The sequence below is a fragment of the Cupriavidus sp. a3 genome, from assembly GCF_051015765.1.
Taxonomy (GTDB): Bacteria; Pseudomonadota; Gammaproteobacteria; order Burkholderiales; family Burkholderiaceae; genus Cupriavidus; species Cupriavidus oxalaticus_A.
Genome location: NZ_CP170644.1, coordinates 1,916,805 through 1,942,582 on the forward strand (window position 1 = coordinate 1,916,805; position 25,778 = coordinate 1,942,582).

The 25,778-nt window shown below is 69.4% G+C and carries 25 protein-coding genes; 3 read left to right on the plus strand and 22 right to left on the minus strand.

Features of this window, described 5'->3' with window-relative positions:
* Positions 1–27: 27 nt before the first annotated feature.
* The 19 genes from ACAD63_RS30510 to ACAD63_RS30600 all read right to left on the minus strand — a co-directional run bounded on the left by ACAD63_RS30510 (position 28) and on the right by ACAD63_RS30600 (position 20,558).
* Positions 28–2,472, minus strand: coding sequence for an efflux RND transporter permease subunit (locus ACAD63_RS30510; protein WP_135703624.1), 2,445 nt, complete (start codon positions 2,470–2,472; stop codon positions 28–30).
* A 42-nt stretch (positions 2,473–2,514) separates the two neighbouring features.
* Entirely contained in the window at positions 2,515–3,486 is a 972-nt protein-coding gene (locus tag ACAD63_RS30515; RefSeq protein WP_195427931.1) for a WD40/YVTN/BNR-like repeat-containing protein, read from the minus strand.
* Between the two features lie 84 nt (positions 3,487–3,570).
* Entirely contained in the window at positions 3,571–4,773 is a 1,203-nt protein-coding gene (locus ACAD63_RS30520; protein ID WP_135703622.1) for an acetyl-CoA C-acyltransferase, read from the minus strand.
* Positions 4,774–4,787: 14 nt separating this feature from the next.
* Positions 4,788–5,243, minus strand: a complete 456-nt coding sequence (locus tag ACAD63_RS30525; RefSeq protein WP_135703621.1) for a MaoC family dehydratase — start codon at positions 5,241–5,243, stop codon at positions 4,788–4,790.
* Between the two features lie 165 nt (positions 5,244–5,408).
* Entirely contained in the window at positions 5,409–6,212 is an 804-nt protein-coding gene (locus ACAD63_RS30530) for an SDR family oxidoreductase (protein WP_133094855.1), read from the minus strand.
* Positions 6,209–7,411, minus strand: coding sequence for an acyl-CoA dehydrogenase family protein (locus tag ACAD63_RS30535; RefSeq protein ID WP_434034228.1), 1,203 nt, complete (start codon positions 7,409–7,411; stop codon positions 6,209–6,211). The genes ACAD63_RS30530 and ACAD63_RS30535 overlap by 4 nt, the downstream gene beginning before the upstream one ends.
* Positions 7,408–8,568, minus strand: a complete 1,161-nt coding sequence (locus ACAD63_RS30540) for an acyl-CoA dehydrogenase family protein (RefSeq protein WP_434034229.1) — start codon at positions 8,566–8,568, stop codon at positions 7,408–7,410. Before ACAD63_RS30540 ends, ACAD63_RS30535 begins: the two co-directional genes overlap by 4 nt.
* Before the next feature lie 11 nt (positions 8,569–8,579).
* Complete coding sequence (locus tag ACAD63_RS30545; RefSeq protein WP_135703617.1) at positions 8,580–9,455, minus strand: SDR family oxidoreductase; 876 nt, start codon at positions 9,453–9,455, stop codon at positions 8,580–8,582.
* 10 nt (positions 9,456–9,465) lie between these two features.
* On the minus strand, positions 9,466–10,617 hold the full coding sequence (locus ACAD63_RS30550; protein WP_434034673.1) for an acetyl-CoA C-acetyltransferase: 1,152 nt from the start codon (positions 10,615–10,617) through the stop codon (positions 9,466–9,468).
* A gap of 29 nt (positions 10,618–10,646) precedes the next feature.
* Positions 10,647–11,726 carry an acyl-CoA dehydrogenase family protein gene (locus tag ACAD63_RS30555; protein ID WP_135703616.1) on the minus strand — a complete coding sequence of 360 codons (1,080 nt, stop codon included), beginning with the start codon at positions 11,724–11,726 and terminating at the stop codon, positions 10,647–10,649.
* Between the two features lie 20 nt (positions 11,727–11,746).
* Positions 11,747–12,922, minus strand: a complete 1,176-nt coding sequence (locus tag ACAD63_RS30560) for an acyl-CoA dehydrogenase family protein (RefSeq protein WP_135703615.1) — start codon at positions 12,920–12,922, stop codon at positions 11,747–11,749.
* The gene (locus ACAD63_RS30565) at positions 12,912–13,703 is read right to left on the minus strand and encodes an enoyl-CoA hydratase family protein (RefSeq protein ID WP_133094849.1); all 792 of its coding nucleotides are present in this window, start codon (positions 13,701–13,703) and stop codon (positions 12,912–12,914) included. Before ACAD63_RS30565 ends, ACAD63_RS30560 begins: the two co-directional genes overlap by 11 nt.
* 19 nt (positions 13,704–13,722) lie before the next feature.
* Complete coding sequence (locus ACAD63_RS30570; protein ID WP_195427996.1) at positions 13,723–14,805, minus strand: NAD(P)H-dependent flavin oxidoreductase; 1,083 nt, start codon at positions 14,803–14,805, stop codon at positions 13,723–13,725.
* A gap of 8 nt (positions 14,806–14,813) precedes the next feature.
* Positions 14,814–15,704 carry an enoyl-CoA hydratase gene (locus ACAD63_RS30575; protein ID WP_195427936.1) on the minus strand — a complete coding sequence of 297 codons (891 nt, stop codon included), beginning with the start codon at positions 15,702–15,704 and terminating at the stop codon, positions 14,814–14,816.
* Between the two features lie 7 nt (positions 15,705–15,711).
* Entirely contained in the window at positions 15,712–16,512 is an 801-nt protein-coding gene (locus ACAD63_RS30580) for a CoA-transferase subunit beta (protein ID WP_434034230.1), read from the minus strand.
* Between the two features lie 35 nt (positions 16,513–16,547).
* Positions 16,548–17,441, minus strand: coding sequence for a CoA transferase subunit A (locus ACAD63_RS30585; RefSeq protein ID WP_434034231.1), 894 nt, complete (start codon positions 17,439–17,441; stop codon positions 16,548–16,550).
* A 5-nt stretch (positions 17,442–17,446) separates the two neighbouring features.
* Positions 17,447–18,343, minus strand: a complete 897-nt coding sequence (locus ACAD63_RS30590; RefSeq protein ID WP_434034232.1) for a VOC family protein — start codon at positions 18,341–18,343, stop codon at positions 17,447–17,449.
* 105 nt (positions 18,344–18,448) lie between these two features.
* A complete protein-coding gene (locus tag ACAD63_RS30595) occupies positions 18,449–19,165 on the minus strand; it encodes an EthD domain-containing protein (RefSeq protein WP_135703609.1) in 717 nt (238 codons plus the stop codon).
* Between the two features lie 205 nt (positions 19,166–19,370).
* Positions 19,371–20,558, minus strand: coding sequence for a helix-turn-helix transcriptional regulator (locus ACAD63_RS30600; RefSeq protein ID WP_133094843.1), 1,188 nt, complete (start codon positions 20,556–20,558; stop codon positions 19,371–19,373).
* Between the two features lie 211 nt (positions 20,559–20,769).
* Between ACAD63_RS30600 and ACAD63_RS30605 the strand changes: the two genes are divergently transcribed.
* Both ACAD63_RS30605 and ACAD63_RS30610 read left to right on the plus strand, forming a co-directional pair.
* A complete protein-coding gene (locus ACAD63_RS30605) occupies positions 20,770–21,600 on the plus strand; it encodes an SDR family NAD(P)-dependent oxidoreductase (RefSeq protein WP_195427939.1) in 831 nt (276 codons plus the stop codon).
* A gap of 56 nt (positions 21,601–21,656) precedes the next feature.
* The gene (locus tag ACAD63_RS30610) at positions 21,657–22,556 is read left to right on the plus strand and encodes an NAD-dependent epimerase/dehydratase family protein (protein WP_135703607.1); all 900 of its coding nucleotides are present in this window, start codon (positions 21,657–21,659) and stop codon (positions 22,554–22,556) included.
* Between the two features lie 42 nt (positions 22,557–22,598).
* Here the strand turns inward: ACAD63_RS30610 and ACAD63_RS30615 are convergent, their stop codons facing one another.
* From ACAD63_RS30615 to ACAD63_RS30625, 3 genes are read right to left on the minus strand one after another with little or no spacing between them, the layout of a single operon-like run.
* Positions 22,599–23,357: an SDR family oxidoreductase gene (locus ACAD63_RS30615; RefSeq protein WP_133094840.1), complete on the minus strand. Its 759-nt coding sequence runs from the start codon at positions 23,355–23,357 to the stop codon at positions 22,599–22,601.
* Between the two features lie 25 nt (positions 23,358–23,382).
* Positions 23,383–24,237 carry an SDR family NAD(P)-dependent oxidoreductase gene (locus ACAD63_RS30620; RefSeq protein WP_434034674.1) on the minus strand — a complete coding sequence of 285 codons (855 nt, stop codon included), beginning with the start codon at positions 24,235–24,237 and terminating at the stop codon, positions 23,383–23,385.
* Entirely contained in the window at positions 24,237–24,656 is a 420-nt protein-coding gene (locus ACAD63_RS30625; RefSeq protein WP_135703605.1) for a nuclear transport factor 2 family protein, read from the minus strand. The genes ACAD63_RS30620 and ACAD63_RS30625 overlap by 1 nt, the downstream gene beginning before the upstream one ends.
* Positions 24,657–24,888: 232 nt before the next feature.
* Here ACAD63_RS30625 and ACAD63_RS30630 point away from each other — a divergent pair, with 232 nt between their 5' ends.
* The gene (locus tag ACAD63_RS30630; protein WP_434034233.1) at positions 24,889–25,755 is read left to right on the plus strand and encodes an SDR family NAD(P)-dependent oxidoreductase; all 867 of its coding nucleotides are present in this window, start codon (positions 24,889–24,891) and stop codon (positions 25,753–25,755) included.
* The last annotated feature ends 23 nt before the right edge of the window (positions 25,756–25,778 follow it).

The window sequence follows — 25,778 nt, forward strand, 5'->3', positions numbered from 1 at the left end:
TGTCTCTCCGCTTTTTATCCGCGACGTTCAAGCCGCATCGGACTTGAGGGCACGCGCGGGCGGCGTCGTGTCTCCGCCTGCCGCAATATCTGCCGCAACGCCTGCCTTCACGCGGGCGCGCTCCTCCTGCTCGACACCCAGCCACGCGGCCAGCGCCGGCAGCAGCGACACCGCGCCGAACAGGTTCACCAGGAACATGAAGGCCAGCAGGATCCCCATGTCGGCCTGGAACTTGAGCGCGGCAAAGGCCCATGTGCCGACCCCGATGCACATCGTCAGCGCCGTGAACAGCGCCGCCGAGCCGCGCTGGCGCATCGCCTCGGCGAATGCCTGCGGCAACGCCTGCCCTTCCTCGCGGATCTGGTGCTGGATGCGCTCGTACAGGTAGATGCCATAGTCCACGCCAACGCCAACACCCAGCGTGATGACCGGCAGCGTCGATACCTTCAGGCCGATGCCGAGGCGCGCCATCAGCGCATTGCACAGCACCGACACCAGCGTCAGCGGCACGATGATGCACAGCACCGCGCGCCACGAGCGGAACGTCAGCAGGCACAGCAGCGTGATCGCGCCGAAGATCGCCAGCAGCATTGCCACCTCGGCCTCTTCCACGGCCTCGTTGGTGGCGGCCATCACGCCGATATTGCCGCCTGCCAGCCGGAACGCGACATTGGGAGTCTTGTCGGCGGCGGTAAAGCGGCGGATCTCACGGACGATATGGGCAATGGTGGCGCCCTCGTGGTTGGCGGTGTAGATCAGCACCTGGATCGCCTGGCAGTTGGACGTGTTCATGCCGTTGTCCGGGTCGTAGGCCTTGGCGCCCTGCCCCAGGCCCTCGCTGCTGCGCGGCAGCGCCTCCCAGCGCGGGTTGCCCTCGTTGTAGGCGCCGATCACCACCTTGGCCAGCGACGACACGCTCACCACCGACTGCACGCCGGACACGCCGCGCATATGCATTTCGAAGCGTTCCACCGCGCTCATCACCGGGTAGTGCAGGCAGCCGTCGTCGAAGCCGGTCGGCTCCACCACCACGGTGAGCGCATCCGAGCCGATGTTGTACTGGCTGACGATGCTGGCGCTGTCGCGGTTGTAGCGCGAATCCGCGCGCAGCTCGGGCGCGCCGCTGCCGACATCGCCGATCTTCAGGCCGCGCGACTCGATCGCGCCCGCCGCCAGCAGGGCGAGCGCGGCGACGAAAACGCCGAGTGCCGGAGCCGGACGGGCCAACGCGCCGAACTTGTGCCACAGCCCGCCGCCACCCTGCGCGCGCCGCGCCTGCGACCGTGCCAGCGCCGACGGCTCCAGCCGCGTGTACGACAGCAGGATCGGCAGGAACACCTTGTTGGTCACGATCATCAGCAGCACGCCCAGGCAGGCGGTGATGCCAAGCTCGCGCACGATATCGATCTCGATGCGCATGATGACCATGAAGCCCAGCGCATTGGTCAGCAGCGCCACCGTGCCGGGAATGAACAGCTTGCGGAAGGCCGCGCTGGCGCTCTCCCGCGGGCTGTGCCCCTGCACCACCTCCTGCTTCCAGGCATTGGTCATCTGCACCGCGTGCGAAACCCCGATCGAGAAGATCAGGAACGGCACCAGGATCGACATCGGGTCGATGCCATAGCCCAGCAGCGGCAGCAGCCCCAGCAGCCAGCCCACCGGCAGCAGCGCTACCACCAGCGCCAGCACGGTGATGCGCAGCGAGCGCGTGTACAGCCACAGCAGCAGCGCCGTGACGGCAAAGGCCAGCGCGAAGAAGCCCATCACGCCGGCGATGCCCTCCTCGACATCGCCCACCAGCTTGGCAAAACCGACGACATTGACTTCGACGTCCTGGCCGCTGAATTGCGCGCGGATCTTCTCCAGCTGGCGTGCGACGGAGCCGTAGTCGATGGTCTTGCCGGTGGCCGGATCGGTCTCGCGCAGCTCCGCGCGGATCAGCGCGGACCTGAGGTCATTGCTGACCAGCCGGCCGATCTGCCCGGAGCGCGCCACGTTGCGCCGCACCTTGTCGAGCTCGTCCGGCGCGCCCGAGAAGCGCCCCGGCACCACCACGTCGCCGCGGAAGCCGGCCTCCGTCACCTCGGTGTAGCGCACGTTGGGCGTGAACAGCGAGAACACGCGGGAGCGGTCCACGCCCGGGATGAAGAAGACTTCATCGGTGGCGTGGCGCAGCTTGTCCATGAAGGCGGCGTTGTAGATGTCGCCGTCGCCCTTCCAGCGCAGGCTTACCAGCACCGTATTGGCACCGGAGAAGGTGCTCGCGTACTTGGTGAACACCTGCATGTAGGGGTGCTGCAGCGGGATCATCTTGTTGAAGCCGGGATCGAGCCGCAGGCGCGTGGCCGAGAAGCCCAGCGCCACGGTCACGGCCAGGCACAGCAACAGCAGCAGGCGGCGCCGGTGCATCAGCACGCTGGCGCAGGCATCGACGAAGCGGCCCAGGCGGCCGGAGGATTGGGGGCGGGTCATGATCGTTCTCGCGTTCGGTCAGGCGGGGGTTCAACCGGGGGTTCAGCGATTTGCGGCGAGCGTCGCGCCGGCCAGGCCGCTGCTGCCGCCCAGCGCCAGCTTGTCCGTGCCGGCAGGCACCAGCGCGGCCAGCGTCTGCGGGCTGCCGGCCGGCAACGGCGCGAAGTGGCGTCCGCCATCCGCGGACATCACCAGCGTGCCGCCCTGCCCGGCCAGCACGATGCGGCCGTCGGGCAATTCGGCGCCGCCGAAGAACGAGGTCCGCAAGCCGGTTTCCGCGGCCTGCCAGGTGGTGCCGAAGTCGTCGCTGCGCAGCGCATTGCCGCGCATGCCGAAGGCCAGCCAGGCGCCGTCGCGCAGCGGCAGCACGCCGTACAGCGAGCCTTCATAGGGGGTCTTGACTGGCTCCCAGCGGCTGCCGCCATCGGTGGAGCGCAGCACCAGCCCTGCTTCACCGACCAGCATCAGGCGTCCGTTCCCGTCGCCGGCGATGGCGTTGAGATGGCGGTCCTGCATGGCTGAGTTGGCATTGCGGGCGGCCTCTTCCCAATGCCTGCCCTGGTCGCGCGAGACCAGGAACCGCCCGAAGCTGCCCACAGCGAACCACGGCCCGTTGCGTTGCGCCAGGGCACCCAGCAAGGGGTCGGACGATTTCGCGTCGAAGGCGACCTGCTGCCAGTGCGTGCCGCCATCTTCCGTGCGCAGGATCAGGCCGCTGTGGCCGACGGCGATGCCATGGCGGCTGTCGGCAAAGGCCACCTGCGTCAGCGTGGCGCCCTGGGGCTTGTCCACGGCGGCCACGCGCCAGTCGCCGCCCCGGTCATCGCTGAACAGGATCTTGCCGCGCTCGCCCACGGCCACCAGGCGCTCGCCGGCGCGGGCGATGCCGTTGATCTGCAGGCCGTCGGCGCGCAGTGCGGTGGCCGGGAACGGCGGCAGCGGGCGCGGCGCGAAGGCCCAGACCGCGGTGGCCAGCACCGCCAGCGACATGGCGAGGCCGATCAGTCGTTTCATGATGTGTCCTCCGAGTGGAGCGGTGGCAGGTGGCCTCGTGGCGGGCCGTCCGTGCCGGGGCTGCTTCCATAAGCTGAATGTTTGCTACAGGACGTCGAACAGCGCCGCAGCACCCATCCCGCCACCAATGCACATCGTCACCACCGCCTGCTGCACGCCGCGGCGACGCCCTTCGACCAGCGCATGCGCAGTCATGCGCGCGCCCGACATGCCGAACGGATGCCCAACCGAGATCGCGCCGCCATTCACGTTCAGCCGCGCATCCGGGATACCCAGCTCCCGCTGGCAGTACAGCACCTGGCAGGCAAAGGCCTCGTTCAGCTCCCACAGGCCCACATCCGCCACCGTCATGCCATGGCGCGCGAGCAGCTTCGGCACGGCAAACACCGGACCGATGCCCATCTCGTCCGGCGCACAGCCCGCCACCGCCATGCCGCGATAGCGGCCCAGCGGGCGCAGGCCGCGGCGGCGCGCCTCGTCCGCGCTCATCAGCAGCACCGCGGCGGCGCCGTCAGACAGTTGCGAGGCATTGCCGGCGGTGATGTGCTCGCCCTCGGCCACCGCCTGCCCGCCGCTCCAGACCGGCTTGAGCGCAGCCAGGCTTGCAGCCGTGGTATCGGGCCGGTTGCATTCGTCCTGCGCCAGCGTTACGGTCTCGTGCCCGGCCAGTGCGCCGGCCTTGTCGAACAGCGCGCGGCGCGTTGCCAGCGGCACGATCTCGTCGTCGAAGGCGCCGCGCCGCTGCGCCTCGGCGGTGCGCTGCTGGCTGCGCCAGGCGTAGGCATCCTGCTCGGCGCGACTGATGCCGTAGCGGCGCGCCACCACCTCGGCGGTCTCGATCATCGCCATGTAGGCGGCCGGCTGGCGCGCCACCACCGCTTCGGACTGGGCGCGGTAGCCGTTCTTATGCTTGTTCTGCGTCAGCGAGATCGACTCCGCGCCGCCGGCGACGATGATGCCGGCCTCGCCGCACTGGATCGCACGGGCGCCCGCGGCGATCGTCATCAGGCCCGAGCCGCACATGCGGTCCATGGTCATGCCGGGCACGCTGTCCGGCATGCCGGCCGCGACCGCGCACAGGCGGCCCAGGTTGTAGCCCTGCGTGCCCTGCTGCGCGGCCGCGCCGATCAGCACGTCGTCCACCTCGGCCGGGTCCACGCCGGCGCGCTCGACCACCGCGCGCACCACGTGGCCGCCCAGCACCGGGGCTTCGGTATCGTTGAAGGCGCCACGGAACGCCTTGCCGATGGGGGTGCGCGCGACGGCGACAATGACTGCTTCATTCATGCTGGATTCCTGTTTCAGAAGTAGTAGCGGCTGATCGTCTCGGCCACGCAGGCGGGCTTGGCTTCGCCTTCAATCTCCACCGTCATGCGCACCACCGACTGCACGCCGCCCTGCAACGGCTCGGCTCGTATCAACTCACCCACGCCGCGCACGCGGGCGCCCACCCTCACCGGGGCCGGGAAGCGCACCTTGTCGCAGCCGTAGTTGACGCCGAACTTCATGCCTTCGACGGTGACCAGCTCGGGCAGGAACTGGTTGACCAGCGCTAGCGTCAGGTAGCCGTGGGCGATGCAGGCGCCGTAGGGACCTTGCGCGGCGCGTTCGGGGTCGACGTGGAGCCACTGGTGGTCGCCGGTGGCGTGGGCGAACTGGGTGACCTGGTCCTGGGTGATGCGCGTCCAGGCGCTTTCGCCGAGGGGTTGGCCGACGGCGGCGTGGATGTCTTCGGCTGAACGGAAGATTCTTGGCATTGCTGTTTCCTGTGTTTCTTCACCATGGCGGCCTGACTTGCCGACGAGTCCATCACTCCCGTCTGGTTTGCTCCCCTCTCCCGCGCGCTGGAGAGGGGAGCGCCTGCGAGGGGTGGTGGCTAGCCCCAACGCTTTCGCATACCGCCGGCACCAACTTTCAGCCTTTCAGGCCCGCTGGCTGCTCACCGGCAACACTTCCCCCGTCATGTACGACGCATAGTCACTAGCCAGAAACACCATCACATTGGCCACCTCCCACACCTCCGCCGCACGCCCGAACGCCTCGCGTTCGCTGAGTTGCCGCAGCAGGTCCGCCGGCGCCGACTTCTTCAGGAAGTCGTGCAGCGCGATGCTCGGCGCCACGGCATTGATGCGCACACCAAATTCCGCGGCCTCCATCGCGCTGCAGCGCGTCAGCGCCATCACCCCGGCCTTGGCCGCGGCATAGTGCGACTGCTCCTTCTGCGCGCGCCAGCCGAGCACCGACGCGTTGTTGACGATGGCGCCGCGCCGGCGCGCCTGCATATGCGGCAGCATCGCGCGCGTCATGCGGAAGGTGCCGGTGAGGGAAATATCGATCACGCGCGACCACTCGGCATCGTCCATATCAACTAGGCGGCGCGAGCCGCCCAGGCCGGCGTTGTTGATCAGCACGTCGGTACCGCCGAGCGCTTCCTCGGCGGCGGCCACGAGTGCGCGTACCTGCGCTTCGTCGGACACATCGCACAGCTGGCCGTGAATGGCTTGCAGGCCGGTTTCCGCGCGCAGGCTTTCGACCGCCTCGTCCAGCCGCTTCGGATGGATATCGGAAATCATTAGCGCGCGGCAGCCCTCCTCCGCACAGCGGCGCGCGGCGGCAAAGCCGATGCCGGCGCCGGCCGCGGCGGTAATCAGAACGCTCTTGCCGGCGAGCAGTTGGTGGCCGGGCACATAGGCCGGCACTGCGGGAGCTTCGGTGTTCAGGGTCATGACTGTCCTCGGGCCTCGCGCGGCATGCCCAGCCCGCGTTCGGCGATGATGTTGAGCTGGATTTCGTTGGTGCCGGCGTAGATGGTGTCGGCGCGCGAGAACAGCGCCATCTGCTGCAGCCGGGTGCGGCGCGTGTCACCGGGGTCGAGCACGTTGGCGAGCGGGCCCAGCACGTCCAGCGCGAGCTGGCCAAGGTCGCGGTGCCAGTTGGACCAGTAGTACTTGTAGATCAGCGCCTCCCGCTGCAAGGCAGTGCCGCCGTCCTGCCCGGCCTGCGCCGCACCGGCCAGCATGCGCAGCGCATTGGCGCGCATCACGCGCAGGCCGGCCCAGGCGCGCGCGATGCGCTGGCGCACCAGCGCGTCGCGGCTGCTGCCGTTGTCGCGCGCGGCCTGCGCCACCCATTCCAGCTCATGCGTGAACTGCATCTGCTGGCCGAGCGTGGAGATGCCGCGCTCGAAGCCGAGCAGCGCCATGGCGATGCGCCAGCCGTCGCCAGGCTCGCCCAGTACGTCGGCAGCCGCGGCGCGCGCACCGTCGAAGAACACCTCGTTGAATTCGGCGCCGCCGCCCATCTGCCGGATCGGGCGGATCTCGATGCCGGGCTGGTCCAGCGGCAGCATCAGGAACACCAGCCCCTTGCTGCCGCGCGAGCCGGGCTCGCAGCGCGCCAGCACGAAAATCCAGTCCGAATCGTGCGCGAGCGAGGTCCACACCTTCTGGCCGCTGACCAGCCAGTCGCCGCTGGCGGCATCGCGGACCGCGCGCGTGCGCACATTGGCCAGGTCCGAGCCCGCGCCGGGCTCTGAATAGCCCTGGCACCAGAATGTGGTGCCGTTGCGGATGCCGGGCAGCAGGCGCGCCTTCTGGTCCGCGGTGCCGAAGGCGATCAGGGTCGGGCCAATCAGCCCTTCGCCGATATGACCCATGCGGCCCGGGCCGCCGGCGCGCGCGTATTCCTCGTGGAAGATCACCTGCTGCATCACCGGCAGCTCGCGCCCGCCATGCGCGCGCGGCCAGCCCAGCCCGGTCCAGCCGCCCTCGGCCAGGCGCCGTTCCCACGCCTTGCGCAGTTTGGGGAAGGCCTCTTCGTCGCCGGGGCCGCCGCGGTGCTTCAGGCAGGCGAACTCGCCGGCCAGGTTGGCGACCATCCACTGCGCCACCTCGGCGCGGAATGCCTGCTCTTCATGCGCGCTCATGCTGTCCTCCAGGCTTGCGGGCCATGGTCTGCGAGATATGCGAGCGCTGCCCGGGCGCCGCCCAGCCAGTGGCCGGCAGCCTGTGCGCGCTTGAAATAGAGCTGGGGGTCATATTCCCAGGTAAAGCCAACGCCGCCATGCAGCTGGATGGCCTCCTGCGCACAGAAGCGCAGGGCATCGTCGGCCGCGACGGAAGCGGCGGCGATGTCGAGGCGGGCCTGGTCGGCAGGCTCCGATTCCCACGCCTGCGCCGCGCCATACACCGCCGAGCGTGCGGCCTCGACCAGCACCATCATCTGCGCGCAGCGGTGCTTGACCGCCTGGAACGAAGCGATGGCGCGGCCGAACTGGATGCGCTCCGACGCATAGGCGACGGTCAGGTCCAGGCACTGCTGGGCCGCGCCGAGCTGCTCCGCCGCCAGCATCAGCTTGCCGTGCCACCAGGCCCGGGCCAGGCCCTGCGCCGCGTCGTTCCCGCGTACCAGGCAGGCACCTGGCGCAACGGACAGGCCGTCCAGCCGCAGCGATGCCAGCGGCCGCGTGCGGTCGAGCGTGTCCAGCGGCGCCAGCACGAAGCGCGCATCCTGCGCCAGCGCAGCGGGTTCCAGCAGGAACAGCGCGGGCGAGCCGTCATCGAGCCGTGCCGGCACCAGCAACCAGTCGGCGCCAGCGGCATCGGCCACCTGGCCGGCGCTGCCGCGCAGCACGAAGCCGTCCGCGCCTGCCTGCGCGGTGATCGCGACACCGTCGTAGTGCCAGCCGCCATCGTCCGGCAGCACTGCCGCGGCGCGGCACTCGCCAGCAGCCAATCGTTCCAGCCACTGCGCGCTGTGGCCGACGCTGCCCTGCAGCCACGGCGCCGCCACGCACGCCGTCGACCAGAACGGCACGCAAGCCAGGCGCTGTCCCAGTTGCTCCTGCAGCAGCACCAGCCCGGGAGCGCCCAGGCCGGCGCCGCCCACCGCTTCGGGCAACGCGATGCCGCACCAGCCAAGCTCGCCCGCGATTGCGCGCCACAGCGCGTCATCGTGCGCCGGACCCGCCTCGGTCGCGCGCCGCACCGCCGCCGAATCGCTGTGCACGGCGAGGTAGTCGCGCGCGCTGTCGCGGACCATCTGGTGTTCGACGCCAAATTCCACGGAATGAGAGAAGTCCATGGCCGTCGCGCTCAGGTGCCGTAGACCGCCTGCGGCGGCTGCGCCTGCGCCAGCAGTCCGGCCACCGCCGCGCCCACTTCTGCCGGCTGCCAGCGCCCGCCCTTGTCGGCTTTCGGCCCGGTGCGCCAGCCATCGGCAAGCGACACCATGCCGCCGGCCGCCTCGAACATGCGGCCGTTGACCTGCGCCGAGTCCGCGCTGCCGAGCCACACCACCAGCGGCGCAACGTTGGCCGGATCGTAGTAGTCGAAGCCGCCTTCCGGCGCCTTCATCATGGCGGCGAACACCTGCTCGGTCATGCCGGTGCGCGCGGCCGGCGCCAGCGCGTTGGCGGTGATGCCATAGCGGCCCAGCTCGGCGGCCTGCACCAGCGTCAGCGCGGCAATGCCGGCCTTGGCGGCGGCGTAGTTGGACTGTCCGACCGAGCCCTGCAGGCCCGCGCCGGAGCTGGTGTTGATGATGCGCGCGTCGACGGCGCGGCCGGCCTTGGCCGCATCGCGCCACCGCCTGGCCAGCAGGTTGGCCAGGCAGAAGTGGCCGCGCAGGTGCACACGCATCACGTCGTCCCAGTCCGCCTCGGTCAGGCTGACGAACATGCGGTCGCGGCAGATGCCGGCGTTGTTGACCAGCACGTGCACCTCGCCGAAGGCCTCGACCGCGGCATCGACGATGCGCTGCGCGGTGGCCAGCTGCGTGATGTCGTCATCGCTGGCCAGCGCACTGCCGCCGGCTGCGCGGATCTCCGCGCAGACCGCCTCGGCCGCCTCGCGCCGGATGTCGTTGACGACCACATTAGCGCCCTCGGCGCCGAAGGCCAGTGCATAGGCGCGCCCCAGCCCGCCGCCGGCGCCGGTGATGATGACAGTGCGTCCGTCGCAGATTCCCATGGCGGTCTCCTTACAGCCGTTCGATGATGGTGACGTTGGCCAGCCCGCCGCCCTCGCACATGGTCTGCAGGCCGTAGCGGCCGCCGGTGCGTTCGAGTTCGTGCAGCAGCGTGGTCATCAGGCGCGCGCCGGTGGCGCCCAGCGGGTGGCCCAGCGCGATCGCGCCGCCGTTGGGGTTGGTGCGCTCGGGCGCGTAGCCGGTCTCGGCCAGCCAGGCCATCGCCACCGAGGCGAAGGCTTCGTTGATCTCGACCACGTCGATATCCGCCAGGCGCAAGCCGCTGCGCTCCAGCGCGCGCTTGGTCGCGGGGACCGGCGCCGTCAGCATCCACAGCGGGTCGTCGCCCATCACGCTCATATGCGCGATGCGCGCCCGCGGCTTGAGCTGGTAGCGCTTGAGCGCGTCTTCGGAAACGATCAGCAGCGCGGCGGCGGCGTCGGCGGTCTGGCTGGACACCGCGGCGGTCAGCGCACTGCCCGGCATCAGCGGTTCCAGCGCGGCCATCCTGGCCAGCGTGGTATCGGGGCGCGGCGTCTCGTCATGCTTCACGCCCTCGCACGGCACGATCTCGCGGGCAAAGCGGCCGCCCTCGATCGCGGCCGCGGCGCGCTGGTGGCTTTGCAGCGCATAGGCTTCCATCGCCTCGCGCGACAGCTTCCAGTGCTCGGCAATGCGCTGCGCGGCATGGAACTGCGACACCGGCGCATCGCCGAAGCGCGCCTGCCAGCCCTTGCTGCCCGAGAACGGATCGGCAAAGCCCAGCGCCTGCCCGGCCAGCATGGCCGACGAGATCGAGATCTGCGTCATGGTCTGCACGCCGCCCGCGATCACCACGTCCTGCGTGCCGCTCATCACCGCCTGCGCGGCAAAGTGCACGGCCTGCTGCGACGAGCCGCACTGGCGGTCAACGGTCACGCCCGGCACCGTCAGCGGCAGGCCGGCGGCCAGCCACGCGCTGCGCGCGATATTGCCGGCCAGCGGGCCGATGGTGTCGACACAGCCGAACACAACGTCGTCGTAGTCTTCCGCGGGAATGCCGTTGCGGCGCACCAGCTCGGCCAGCACGAAGCCGCCCAGGTCGGCGCCGTGCACGTGCGACAGTCCGCCCTTGCGGCGCCCGGTGGGCGTGCGCAGGGCATCAACGATATAGGCGTCTTTCATGGTCATGGTTCTCCTTGGGATCGGGCAATTCAGGCAAACGTGGCGCCGGCGCCGAGGGCATGCTCGCCGTCCAGGATGTGCGCGCCCAGGCGCGCCTTGTGGAAGGCGCGGTCGCCCCAGCTTCCCGCCAGGGCCCAGGCACGCTTGGTGAAGATCTGCAGGTCCAGCTCCCAGGTGTAGCCCATCGCGCCATGCACCTGGATGGCCTGGCGTGCCGCGGTCCATGCGCAGCGCGCGGCCGCGACGCGGGCATGCGAGACATGCATTCCTGCGTGCGGCAAGCCATGCGCCAGCGCCGCGGCGGCGCGCAGCAGCACCGGCTTGGCGAACTCGAGCTGGATCGCCACGTCGGCCAGCAGGTGCTTGACCGCCTGGTAGGCGCCGATGGCCTTGCCGAACTGCTTGCGCTGCGCGCTGTAGTCGATCGCCAGGTCCAGCATGCGCTGCGTCAGGCCCATCTGCTGCGCGGCCACGCCGAGCGCGCCGCGGTTCAGTGCCATGTCCCACAGGCCAGTGCCGGCGGGGATCAGCTCAGTGTCAGGGGCCGGCGTCCACGCCAGCTCGAACAGCCGGCGCGACGGATCGAGGCCGCTGCGCGCCGTCAGCGTGGCCTGGGCTGGCCGCAGCAGGTGGACCGTGCCTTCATGCGCGCACAGGATGGCGTCGGCGACATGGGCGTCGGCCACCAGCCGCTCCTGCGGATGCGCGACCGCCACGCGGGCATCGCCGCCGGCGATGCGCTCCAGCAGCGCGGCGCAGCGCTCGCGCGCCGCCGCGTGGGGCGCCGGGTGTGGCCCGAGCGCCAGTGCATCGCGCAGCAGGCCGGTTGCCACCAGCGCGGTGTCGAGCAGCGGCTCAGGCAGCGCGAAGTAGCCGCATGCCTGCGCCAGCGGCGCCCATTCCACCTCGCCCAGCCCCAGCCCGCCCTGCTCCTGCGGCACCATCAGCGCGGTCAGTCCCTGGTCGGCAAGCTGGCGCCACAGCGCGTCGGAGCGGCCGGTCCCGGTGCTCCACAGCTCGCGCGTCAGCTCGGGCGTCATCTCGGTCATCAGGAAGCGCCGGATCGCCTCGGCAAACTGTTCCTGCTCTTCGGTCAATGCGAAATCCATGGTGTTTCCCCCGGGTGCCGTCATGCGCGCGGCATGCCAAGCAGGCGCTCGGCGACGATGTTGCGCTGGATCTCGTTGGTGCCGGCATAGATCGGCCCGGCCTGCGAGAACAGGAAGCCATCCAGCCAGTGGCCGAGAGAACCCGGCGGCTGGCCCGCTGGCGCGACTTCTGCGGCCTGCCCCAGGATGGCCAGCGCGGTATCGTGCATATGGATGTCCAGCTCGGACCAGAACACCTTGTTCGTGCTCGATTCCGCGCCGATATGAGCATTCGGGCCGCCCCGCACCAGCCGGCTCGCGGTGGCGTAGGTCGAGAGCGTGTAGGCCTCCGCATCCATCCATGCGCGCAGCACCGCGTCGCGCAGCGAGGGGTCGCGGTCAGCCGCATCGCGGTTGGCCTGGTACAGCCTGACCAGCGCGCGGGCGGTCTCCTGGAAGCGGGCGGGCGAACGCAGCATCAGTCCGCGCTCGAAGCCGGCAGTGGCCATGGCCACCTGCCAGCCGGCGCCTTCCGCGGCCAGCCGGTTCTCCACCGGCACGCGCACGTCGTCGAAGAAGATCTCGGCAAAGCCGGTCTGGCCGTTGAGCTGGCGGATCGGGCGCACGGTGATGCCCGGCGTATCGAGCGGCACCAGCACGAAGGTCAGCCCGTGGTGGCGCGTCGAGGCCGGGTCGGTGCGGAACAGCCCGAACAGCCAGTCCGCCCAAACCGCCCGCGTCGACCAGATCTTCTGGCCGTTGATCACATAGTCATCGCCATCGCGGATCGCGCTGCAGCGGATCGCGGCCATGTCGGAGCCGGCGTTTGGCTCGGACCAGCCCTGCGCCCAGATATGCTCGCCGGAGGCCATGCGCGGCAGGAAACGCGCCTTCTGCGCCGCGGTGCCGAACTCCATCAACGTCGGACCGAGCAGGAAGATGCCGTTCTGGTTGACGCGCATCGGCGCGCCGGCACGCCAGTACTCCTCCTCGAAGATCAGCCACTCGATCAGGTCGCAGCCGCGCCCGCCCAGTTCGGCCGGCCACGTGACCATGCTCCAGCGGCCCTGGTTGAGGGTGGCTTCCCAGGCGCGGTGCTGGGCAAAGCCTTCCCCGGTGTCGAAGCTGGCCAGCGGCGAACGCGGTACGTGCGCGGCCATCCAGTCGCGCACCTCGGCGCGGAAGGCGCGCTGGGCGTCGGTGTATTCAAGCTGCATCGCGCGCCCCTTGTGAAAAGCTGGCTTCGCGCCGTTCGACAAACGCGGCGCGCGCCTCGCCGGAATCCGCACTCATATAGGCCTGCAGCGTGAAGCCCTGCTCCCAGCGGTACTTGTCCTCCAGGTTGCCGTCTTCGACGCCGTTGAGCGCTTCCTTGGCGAGCTGCAGCATGGCAGGGCTCTTGGCGGCGATCTGGCGGGCCAGGGTCATGGCCGCGTCGCGCAGCTCGACACGCGAAACCACGCGCTCGACCGCGCCGAGCCGGTACGCTTCGGCGGCATCGATCATCTCGCCGGTGAAGTACATCGCCCTGACCTTCTGCACGCCGAACATGCGCTGCAGGTGCGCGCCGCCGCCCATGGCGCCGCGGTCGATTTCGGGCACGCCAAAGCGCGCGCAATCCGACGCGACGATGATGTCGGCGGCGCCGCAGATGCCGATGCCGCCGCCGAGCACAAAGCCGTGCACGGCCACGATGACCGGCTTGGGATTGCGGTGCACGGCGCGGAAGGTGGCGTAGTTGCCGGCATTGACCTCGACGATGCGCTCGGGGTGTGCGGACAGCTCCTTGATATCGACGCCCGCGCAGAAGCCGCGCCCTTCGCCGCGCAGTACGATCACGCGCACGGCGGGGTCCGCGCCCAGGCGATCAATGGCGGCCGCCAGCGCGTGCCAGCCGGCGTTGTCGAGCGCGTTGACGGGCGGATGGTCGATCACCAGTTCGGCGATGCCGTCGGCGGTGTCGATGCGGAACGGCCCGGTCTTGTGGTTCATTTGCATGGTCTCATCTGTCTGTAGGTCAGGCCGCTGCAGCCAGTCCGGCTCCTGCCAGCGCCTCGAGCCGTGCCTGCGCCTGCGCGGCCATGCCGGAAACGATCTGCTCGCACGATTCGATCGCGCCGATTACCGCCGCTGCCTGCCCGCTGGGCAACACGCCTTCATCCGGACACCCTTCCACCATCGCGCGCTGGATCAGCACCGGCGCGTTGGCGGCCATCAGCGTCTGCGCGGCGCTGTAGTCCTGCTCGCGCATCGCGCGCCAGGCAGTCGCCAGCATCTGTGCGCTGCGCATGCCGGTGCGCGCCTGCCATTTGCGCGCGGCCGACAGCGCCAGCCAGGTGCGCCGCCACGGGCCGGCTTTCTCCAGTTCCAGCAGCAGCGTGTTGTCGATCATCCGCTGCGGCAGCCCGTCAATGGCCAGCGACACGCGGATCCGGCCCGGGTCGCGCACCTTGACGTAGCGCTCCAGCGTCTGCGCCGGCACCGGCGATTCGGCCGACATCAGGAAGCGCGTGCCCATGGCCACGCCGGCCGCGCCATAGGCCAGCGCGGCGGCCAGCCCGCGGCCGTCGAAGAAGCCGCCCGCGGCCACCACCGGCACGCTGACACTGTCCAGCACCTGCGGCAGCAGCAGCGTTGTCGGCGTGCCGCCGGTATGGCCGCCACCCTCGCCGCCCTGCACGGTGACCACGTCCGCACCCATCTCCACGGCCTTGGCCGCATGCTTGCCGGCGCCGACCGTCGGCATGCAGACGATCCCCGCCGCCTTGAGCCGGCCGACCATCTTCGCGTCAGGGCCGCGCCCGTAGCTGACCGCGCGCAGCCGGTGGCGGATCGCCATTTCGATCACTTCGTCCGCGTTCGGCTGGAACATGTGGAAGTTGATGCCGAAGGGCCGGTCGCTGAGCGCCTTGACGCGCAGGATCTCCTGCTCGACCTCGCCGGACGGAATGGTTGCGCCGGCCAGGAAGCCAAAGGCCCCGGCGTTGCCGCTGGCGGCGACCAGCTTTGCGTCCGCCACCCAGCCCATCGCGGTCTGGACGATGGGGTAGCGGCAGCCCAGCAGGTCGCAAAGCACGGTGTGCAGGCTCGCGTTGCTCATGCCGGTGCTCATGCCTTCTCCTCGCCGCCGCTGCGTTGCGACGCCGCCATGGCGCGCGCGTCATAGCCGCCGAGCTTGTCGCCGCTGACCAGCTCGTTGTGCGCATGCGCGAAGTGGTGCCAGGCAAAGACCGCATCCATCGCCGTACGCTTGCCCTGCAGGTCTTCCACATGGTTGACCGCCTGCTTGGTCAGCGTCAGGCCCAGCCGCGGCATCTGCGCGACCCTGGCGGCCATGCCGTAGACGGTGTCCTCCAGCGCATCCCGCGGCACCACGCGGTTGACCATGCCCATGCGCTCGGCGCGCTGCGCGCCCATGCGCTCGCCCAGGAACAGGAACTCCTTGGCGATGCGCGGGTGCAGCTCGTAGGCATGCGCGAAGTACTCCACGCCCGGGATGCCCATGCGCACCACCGGATCGGCAAAGAAGGCATCGTCCGAGGCCACGATCAGGTCGCACACCCAGGCCAGCATCAGGCCACCGGCAATGCAGGCGCCGTGCACCATCGCAATGGTCGGCTTGGGCAGTTCGCGCCAGCGCCGGCACATGCCCAGGTAGACCTCCTGCTCGCGCGCATAGAGGAACTCGCCGCCGGGCTTGTTGACGTGGTCGTACCAGAGCGAGGCGCGCTCGAACGACTCGTTGATGTCGCGCCCCGGCGTGCCGATGTCGTGCCCCGCGGAGAAGTGCTTGCCGGCGCCGCGCAGCACGATGACCTTGACCGCGTCGTCGGCGGAAGCGCGCCGGTAGGCCTCGTCCAGCGCATACGTCATCTTCGAGTTCTGGGCGTTGTGGAACTGCGGCCGGTTCATGGTCACGGTGGCGATGCCGTCCGTAACCTGGTAGAGCACCTCGGCGTTCGGGCCCAGGCTGATGGGTTCGATGGCAGGCGATGTCATGTCAGTTTCACGCGCGTCCGGAAGGGTTGCCGCGCACGATCGTGGCGCGCAGGTTGTGCGGATCGAGCCGGGCCATCAGCCGCAGCTCTTCCGGCGTCGGTGGCGCCGTTTCCGGCAAGGCTTCGCCGGGGGCGTTTGCCAGCGCAAAGCCGGTCGCCGCCTGCACCTGCTCGAAGCTCACCCCCGGGTGCAGCGAGCGCACGCGGATGGCATGGGCAGGCCCGCCGAAATCCATCACGCACAGGTCGGTGACGATCACGCGCAGGTCGACGAAACTGCGCATGCCTTCGATCAGGCGCGCCGGGTTGTAGCCGGCGCTGCAGACCATGTCGACTTCGCCGCCGACAAACGCGCGCGTGCTGTGCCCCGGCACGAAGAAGGAGTTTGCGTGGTGGATGCTGTTGCCCGGGAAACCGCGCGCGCCGAGCAGCTGCGTCTTAGGCTGAGCATGGGTGCCGCCCAGGCAGGAAATATTGGCCTGCCCGAAGCGGTCGATCTGCGTCGGCATCACCAGCGCGTGGCGGCGCCCGCCCCACAGGCAGTCGAACACGCGCGAATAGCCCATCCAGCCGCTGGCGCGGACCTTGTAGCCGGCCTCGCGCGGACCCAGCGGCACCGGCGTCTCCACCAGGTAGGCCTCGCCGTCGGTCATCAGCAGCCCTGGGTTGTGCGCAAGCCGCGCCAGGCCGGCGGCGATGCGCGGGCCGGTGCCGATGCCGGTGGCCAGCACCTCGCCGTCGTCGCGCCAGGCGCGGGCGGCGGCGGCGATCATCAGCTCGGCGCGGGTGAATTCATAAGTGGCGCTCACGGTCGCTCCTTGGGTTGGCGGGTTCAGACGGCGGTTCAAAGGACGGGCAGCGGCAGGTCGTGCACGTGGCCGAGGCCGCCGATGCGCTCCAGGTAGGCCGCTTCGCTGGCGCCCACCACCTCGTCGCGGTACGCGCGGAAGCCGTCATCCTCGGCCTCGGCGCTGGCACAGTACGCCTTCAGCGCCGGCAGGTCCCAGCCATAGGCGGGTGCGCACGAGGTGGGATGAGCACCGGCGGGCGCGTGCACCACGCCTGTTACCAGCGAGCGTTCGAAGGGGTTGCTGCGGGCGTGCGCCAGGTCCTCCTCTTCAAGACGCGGATGCAGCGTTTCGCAGCTCACATAGCAGCGCCGCGCGGCGCGGGCGAACCACTCATCGAAGAACGGATCGGGGCCGTCGATGCGGGTGTTGCCGAGCACATCGCTCTCGTTCACATGCAGCAGCGCCGCGTCGAGTTCGATCGCCGGCATCGCCAGCAGCACCTCGCCATCGGCATAGGGCGAGCGCACGGTCTTCAGCTGCGGATTCCTCGCCTGCACGTCGGTGCCCAGCGATGCGCGCGTCGGCAGGAACGGCAGCCGCGCCGCCGCCGCGCGCAGGCCGAGCTGCAACATGCCTTCGTCAAGCTCGGTCACTTCCAGCGAGCCACGCTCGCGCGCCTGGCGGAAATATGGCTCGAGCGGGATCACGTCGAGCGAGACAAAGCCGAACACGAGCCGGCGCACCTTGCCGGCCGCGCACAGCATGCCGACCTCGGGGCCGCCATAGGCGACCAGGGTCAGGTCCTTCAGCGGCGAGCGCAGGATCTCGCGCACCAGCGCCATCGGTTTGCGGCGCGGGCCCCAGCCGCCGATGCCGATGGTCATGCCATCGGCGAGCTGGCCGACCACGTCGGCCGCGCTCATGGTCTTGTCGATTGTCTTGGTCATGGTGTCTAGCGGTATCCGATGCTGAAGTCGTGTCCCCACAGGCTGACGCGCGTGGCTTCGTAGGCGGCGTGGTGGCCCCAGTCCACCACCAGTCCGCCGTGCCCGTATTCGAGGTCGAAGCCGCCCGGCGTCTTCATGTAGAAGGAAGTCATGCGGTCGTTGCAGTGCTGGCCCAGCGTGGCGGACAGCTTCACGCCGTGCTGGTGCACGCGGTCGAGCGCGCGCCCCACCTCGGCCATGTCGGGCACTTCGGCCATCACGTGGATGCAGCCGGCTTCCGACGGCATCTCGAAGATCGCCAGGCTGTGGTGGCGGCCGTTGGCGCAGTGCAGGAAGTGGATGCGCTTCTCCGGCTCATCGGGATCGCTGCTGAAGCGCACGCGGTAGATGTCGGACAGGCCGAAGCCCATCACGTCGCGCAGGAAGGCGTAGGTCTGGTCGAAGGCCGGCGCGGGCAGCACGGTATGGCCGGCGCCCATCGGGTCGGTGATGAAGCGCGGCACGCCGACCGGCGAGACAAAGCGCAGGAAGTCCGAGCGCATGCCCCATGAAATCTCGTGGCGGTTGCCCGACGGATCGGTGAACCACGCCATGGCCTGCACGCGGCGTTGTGCCAGCTCCGCGGGGCTGGCGTGCACGACTTCGACGTCGGCATGCCGCAGCGTGTCGAGCGCATGGCGATAGGCCAGCTCGTCGGCCAGTTCCCAACCCGATGCGAGATAGCGGTCGCGCGCGCCCCGCACCACCAGGTAGCGGTAGTCGCGCTCATCCATCTTCACGTACAGCGCGCCGCCCGGGGCGCCGGAGCAGGCCATGCCCAGCACCTGTTCGGCATAGTGCCGCCACTGCCCCAGGTCGGTGGACTCGACCACGATGTAGCCAAGCGCACGGATATCCAACATGCCGGTCTCCTCTGTTCGTTGCCACTGCGGGCTGATGAGACCTATTCTTCCGTGCGCGGCCACCCGGCACATCGTCCAGTGGGACTAGCCGATCCGGGGCCGGATTCAGGCGCTGGCGGGGCGGACGACGTACTGGCTGGTGGGGACCACGTCGATCCTGTCGAAGTCGATGAAGCGCTGGCAGCTGGCCATCATGGCCTGCAGGTTGCGCTGGAACTTCTCTTCATCGCCGACGGCGTCGAAGAACGCCTGCGGGTCGGTCATTGCCGCGTCGGGGAAGCATTCCTCGACGATCGCGTCGCAAGGTGGCGCGGCGTAGCTGAGCGGCCGCACCACCACGTTCTGCACGTACAGGAAGTTATCCTGGGTCTCGACCGCCACCTGGGTGTGATGGTTGTGCCAGGTATCCAGCCACGCCTGCGGCGTGAGCCGCGGCGGGCGCGTCAGGAAGGCCAGTTGCGCGAAGCCGGGGGTGCGCTCCCCCGTCGCGACGGGGAAACGCGTATTGCGGATCGGCTGGGACTCCGTGACGAGGTACGCTGCCATGCGGCCGACCGCGGCCTCGACCGCCTGGTCGAACGGCTGGCGCAGGCGGTCGACGGCGCTGTCGATCCAGAGCGAGACCAGCCCTTCCATTTGCGGCCGGGTGTTCGTCTGCCGCAGGCCCGCTGCAGGCAGCACGGCGTCATCCGCCACGTTGACCTGCAATCCGCGCGCGCCCAGCGCCAGCAGCTTGTCGGCCAGCGTCGTGCGCAACCGGCGCGCGAACTCCGCCGGCTCGTTCCGCGGATCGCGCCAGACGATATAGATGACTTTTTCCATGCTCCACGCTCCCTGGTAAAGTTGCCGGCCGTGGCCGGACAGGTTGAAGCGTGCGCGGAACCGGATTGATTGCGGAACCCATGCCTCGCTGCGTCCGCATGACGTGCCATCCGGCTGCCGCGCCCGCTGGTCCTGTGCATGCTAGGCGCGTGGATGGCGGCGATCATCCTCCAGTCGGACTAGAGGGAGGACGACACGCTGGCGCTCAGCCGAGCGTCACGACACTGCTCAGCAGCATGCGCACCAGCGTGGCCTGCCGCGTGACCCCGGTCTTGGAGAAGATCGCGCGCAGGTGGGCGCGTACCGTGTTCTTGCTGGTACCCAATGCCTCCGCGGCTTCGTCAAGGGTCATGCCGTCGGCAAGCACCAGTGCCAGCGCCGTTTCGGCGGGGGTGAGGTCGAACAGCTTGCGCACCACCTCGTGCGAGGCGCGCGACTTGCGCTCGGGATCGCGGATAAAGACCGCGCACGCTGGCCGGTGCCGGTTTTCTTCGGACCATTCGCTGAGCGGGATGGTGCGGATCAGCACGCCGAGCTTGCCGCGCCCGGACGGGCGGGTGATGGACATGGCTTCGGCCAGTGCCGGCGCGCTGCCGTGGTGTCCCATCTGCGCGCGGCGCAGCAGGTACTGGAACTTGCGGCTCTCCTGGGCGTAGGCAATCTCGAAGATGTTCCCGTTGAGGCGGATGCCGTCGTTCTCCGCCAGGATCTCGTCGGCCTCGGGATTCTTCTTGAGGATCGTGCCGGAGGCGTCGAGGATCACCATGCCCACCAGCATGCGGTCGATCGCCCCCGCATAGAGCGAGCGCTCGGATTCGACCACGTCCAGCCGGGAATGCAGCCGGATCGCGCGCTTCAGGTGCGGCAGGATGGCGCCACAGGCCGCCTTGTCCACTTCGGAGAAATCCTGCGTGTCGTCCTGCCGGCAGATGCGCAGGCGGCACTCGACACCGTCCTCGGTACGAATGTCCGCGCCCAGCAGGTAGCGGATGCCTAGCGGCTGCAGGAACTGGCGGTAGATCTCGCTGCGGCACCAGTTGCCCGCGCCCAGCGCCTCGTCGACCGTCACCGCGCGGTCGGTGGGCAGGTTGATGAACGGATCGATCGCGTAGTAGTAGCTGTTGTAGGAAGCCTCTGCCTCCAGCGAGGTGCCGTGCGCCGACGCATGCACCGCCAGGCCGCTGCGGTCGCTGGCGGGCGAGCGCAGGATAAAGCTCACATAGCTGGCATCGAGTTGCTTGCGCAGCATTTCGAGCGCGCGGCCCCAGGGCACGGGTTCCATCGGCCCTTCATAGACCGCGGCCAGCAGCGCGCCGAACTGCGTGACGCTCAGACCTGACTGCGCAAGCAAAGGCGACGCCATTTCCTGCGCCTCAACGGTCGCCATCAATATACCTTGTCTCCTGTTTCCACACCACGTGTGTGCCTGCCGGCGCTCTGCGGCACCTGGAGGCAGCGCAGATTATAGGGATGCTGCCCGCCCGTTGCCCGCCAATGCGCAGCCCTCGGTGTTTTCCCTGACCTGCAATCGGACGATGTTCGTCCCGCCAGGCGCGGATCAAATGCGCGCATTCCCGCAGTGCAACCGAAGGAGAGCAACCGAGATGGATTTCACCGACAAGACCGTGCTGGTCACCGGCGGCGGCGCCGGCATCGGGCTCGCTACCGCGCAAGCCTTTCTGGACCAGGGCGCGCGCGTGGCGATCATCGAGATCGACGCGCAGCGCGCCGACCATGCCCACACGCTGCTGGGCAAGGCCGGCGCCGATGTGCTGGTGGTACAGGGAGACGCCGCCGACGCCGGCACCGTACGCGAACTGGCCGCGCAGCTCGAACAGCGGTTCGGGCGGCTCGACGTGCTGGTCAACAACGTCGGCGACTTCCTGCGCATCGCCAAGCCGTTCGAGCACTATGACGACGCCGAGATTGCCAGCCTCTACGCGGCCAACCTCGGCCACGTCTTCACCGTCACGCGCGCCATGCTGCCGCTGCTGCGGCGCAGTGAAGCCGGCAGCATCGTCAGCGTGTCGTCGATCGAGGCCTTCCGCGGCATTCCGTACTGCAGCGTCTACGGCGCCTTCAAGGCCGCCATCACCGGCTTCACGCAGAGCCTGGCGCTGGAGCTGGCGCCCGCGGGCATCCGCGTCAACCTGATCGCCCCCGAAACCACCGAAACGCCGCAGGTCCCCGTATCGCAGATGGTCGCCGCGGAGCACCAGCACCATATCCCGCGCTGGATCCCGCTGGGCCGCTTCGGCACGCCGCAGGACATCGCCGACGGCATCCTGTTCCTGGGCAGCCCGCGCGCCGCCTGGATCACCGGCACGGCGCTGCATGTCAACGGCGGCGCGCTGGCCGCCGCCGGCTGGTACCGCGATCCGCAGGGCGCGTGGACCAACATGCCGGTCATCGGCGGCAACGGCATGAACCTCTGATGGCGGCGCCACGCAGCCACACCACCCGGCCACACCATCCAACCAAGGAGACAAGCATGAAGATACTGATCGTCGGCGGCGCCGGCATGATCGGGGGCCACGCGGCCCTGCACCTGCGCAGCCGCGGGCACGAAGTCACCATCGCGGGCCGCAACCGACCCGCCCCCGGCACGCCGCTGGGCGGGCTGGACTTCCTGCGCTGCGACTACATCGCCAACGACCTGCCTGCGGCGCAGCTCGGTGCCTTCGATGCGCTGGTTTTCGCCGCCGGCAACGATGTGCGCCACGTCCCGCCTGGCGGCGACGAAGCGGCACACTGGGAACGCGCCAACGTCGAAGGCGTGCCGCGTTTTTTCCGCGCCGCGCGCGATGCCGGCATCCGGGTCGCGGTGCACGTCGGCAGCTTCTATCCGCAGGCGGCACCGCAACTGGCCGAAGACAACGCCTATATCCGCTCGCGCAAGCTGGCCGACGCAGGCGTGCGCGCACTGGCGACGGCTGCCTTCCGCGTCAGCAGCGTCAATGCCCCGTTCGTCGTGGGCACGGTGCCGGGCCTGACTGTTCCGATGTTCAAGGCCTATACCGACTACGCCAGGGGCGGCTTTGCGCCGATGCCGGACTTCGCGCCGCCGGGCGGCGTCAACTTCATCTCGGCCATGTCGCTGTCCGAAGCGATCGAAGGTGCCTTGCTGCGCGGCGAGAATGGCAAGGCCTACCTCGTGGGCGACGAGAACCTGACCTTCCAGGAATACTTCGGCGCATTCTTCCGCGATGCCGGCCGCCCGGTACCGCCGGTCATCGACCAGGAGCACCCGTTGCTGCCTGACTCGGCGATCTGCTTCGGCCGGGGCAACACGCTCTACTACGAGCCGGACGCGGCCGAGACTGTCCTGCTCGGCTATCGCCGCCGCGACATCCTGCGCACGGTGAGCGAAATCGTGGCGCAGTACAGCTAAAGGCGGCACCGCGGCGGCCCGCGCAGGCCGCCGCGGCGGGTCTTACAGCCCCGAGATCAGTTGCGCGTTGTCGATGCGCAGTTCCGCGCCATTGATGAAGCGCGATGCGTCCGAAGCCAGGAACAGCACCAGGTTGGCCACATCCTCCGGCTGGCACATGCGTGCCATCGGGTCCGTGCCGATGCCCAGCGCCACCGGGTCAAGATCCGGCACCAGCGCCTGCGTCATCGGTGTCCAGATGCCGTCGGGGTGGATCGAGTTGCAGCGGATGCGATAGCCGTTGCGCTTGCAGTGCACGGCCACGCTGCGCGCCAGCGCTGTCACGGCGCCTTTCGCGCCGCTGTACGCGCACATCATCGGCAAGCCGCCCAGCGCTGCCACGGACGACATCACGATGATGGAGCCGCCGGCCGGATTGCCTTTCATCGCCTGCACGCCGAACTTGCAGCCGAGGAAATACCCGTCGGCATTGACGCGCATGACCTGCCGCCAGCAGTCGAGCGAGGTTTCCTCGATCGATCCCGGCGGGCAGATGGCCGCATTGTTGACCAGCACATCGAGCCGCCCGAAGCGGTCCTGTGCCGCGGCCACGGCCTTGCGCCAGTCGTCTTCGCTGGCGATGTCGTGGCGTATAAACAATGCCGCATCGCCGATCTCGCGGGCGAGCGCCTGCCCGGCTTCCTCATTGACGTCGCTGAGCACCACGCGCGCGCCTTGCGCAGCCAGCAGCAGCGCGTCGGCGCGCCCTACCCCACTGGCCGCGCCGGTGACCAGCGCGACCTTGCCCTTGACCTGATCCATCTTCTCTCTCCTTGTGTGGTCCGCTTCACGCGGCGTCGGGAATCCTGCCGGCCAGCACCGCGTGCAGCGCGGCTTCGCCGTACACCGCCGCCACGGTTTCGTCGAGGATGGGATTGCCGCGCAACTCGCTGCCGCCATCGACGGCAATGCTCTGGCCGGTGACCCAGCCCGATTCCGGCCCAGCCAGGTAGCGCACCGCGCTGGCAATGTCGTCCGGTTCGCCGGCGCGGCCGAGCGGCATCTGCGCGACGAACTTGTCGAGCATGGCGGGGTTGTCGAACATCGGCCCGGTCGCGCCGGACCGGGTCAGGCCCGGGCGCACCGCATTGACGCGGATGCCGCAGCCGGCCAGTTCCTCGGCCGCCGCGCGCACGAAGGCTTCCAGGCCCGCCTTGGCGGCGCAGTACGCCGACAGCCAGCGGCAGGTCATGCGCGCCGCGTTCGACGAAATGCAGACGATCGCGCCGCCATGCGGCGCCATCAGCGGCGAGGCGTGACGGATCGCCAGGAAGGCGCTGGCGATATTCAGCTCCAGCTCCGCCATCAGTGACGCGGTGTCATGCATCAGCATGGGACGGAAGCCGCCGCCGCCGACCGTCGCCACGACGATATCGAGGCGGCGTTCCATCTCCCAGGCCTGCCGCAGCGCGGCCTGCACATCCTCCTCGCGGCATGCGTCGCCGACGTTGATTTCAACCGCGGCGCCGGCCACTTGCGCAAGCAGGTCGCGCCGTGCTGCTTCCAGCGCTTCGCGGCGCCGCCCCATCAGCACTACCGCCGCGCCGTCGCGCAGCAGCGCCAGCGCGCTGGCCGCACCGATGCCGCCCGCGCCGCCGGTAACGAGGGCGGTCTTCCCTTCCAGTACACGATTCGTCGTCATCATGCCCCCCGCAGCGGCAGGTCCTGCGTCCAGTCGACCACCAGCTCGCGCGCTGCGATGCGCCACCGGCCCTGCCATCGCTCGAAGCGGTCCTGGTAACGGATGCCCCAGTCCAGCTTGCGCTGCATGCCGTCCTGCTCATACAAGTGGTTGGCGACGCAATAGGTTTCGCCGGTGGCGGCATCGCCATCGAGCTCAACCAATTGCTGGTGCATGTGGTGCTGCGTGGCGCTGTACTTGCCGAGTGCCGACATGCCCTCGGCAATCGCTTGCGGTCCGTCCATGCAGAAGCCTGGCCCGGTGAGCCGCGCATCGGGGGTGAACAGATCCGCCAGGCGCGGGAAATCGCGCCGGTCCACCGCCTGCGCATAGCGGCAGGTCAGCGCGTGAATGGCTTGCTTGTGCTCCAGATCGGACATGGCCAGGCTCACTCCTTGGTTGTGACCGGCCGGGGCAGGATGCGCGACCGGTCGTTGGGATGGCGACTATCGTCAACCCTGCCGCGCAGCCGGCCATCGTCCGCGTGTAGTAACCGGTACGGATGCCGTTTAGTCCGAACGAAGGATGTAGCGGTGCCTCGCCCGCCCCAAGCTTTCGACGAGGACGGGCGGCCCCAACGGCGCCCGCATATCACTGATACAGGAGACAGAAATGAAGCAGACGGAACAGCCCATCGTCGCGGTCGTCACGGGCGGCTCTCGTGGTGCCGGCAAGGGCATTGCGCTGGCGCTCGGCGCTGCCGGTGCCACGGTGTACGTGACCGGGCGTACGGAGCAGGAAGGCAGCGCGCCGCTGCCCGGCACCATCCACGCCACGGCGCGCGAGATCGATGCGCTGGGCGGTCGCGGCATCGCGGTCGCCTGCGATCATCGCGACGATGCGCAGGTGGCGCAGCTGTTCGCGCGCGTGCGCGAGGAGATCGGGCGGATCGATATCCTCGTCAACAACGCCACCTTCCTGCATGACGAACTCATCATGCCCGGCCCCTTCTGGCAGAAGCCGCTGGAGATGACCGGGATTCTCGACGTTGGCCTGCGCTCGGGCTACGTGGCCAGCTGGCATGCGGCGCCGATGATGGCGGCGCGCGGGCGGGGGCTGATCGTGTTCACGTCGTCATTTGGCGCCAACTGCTATATGCATGGCCCGGCGTATGGGGCGCAGAAGGCCGGCATCGACAAGTTTGCCCATGACATGGCGGTCGACTTGCGCCCGCACGGCGTGGCGGCGGTCTCGGTGTGGATGGGGCCGTTGCGCACCGCGCGCACGCAGCGCGTGTGGGAACAGCATCCCGACAAGTACGCATCGTTCGCCACCGTGGCGGAGACCCCTGAATTCACCGGGAAAGTCATTGCGGCGCTGTATCGCGATCCCGGGCTGATGGAGAAATCCGGCCAGGTGCTGATCGCGGCGGAGGCCGCGCTGGGGTATGGGATTGTCGATGCGCAGGGGGTGCAGCCGCCTTCGTACCGGGAGGTGCTGGGCGGTCCGCCGGCGGTGCATTCTGCGATCGTGGAGTAGGGCCTGGGCTAGCCAACGCCCCA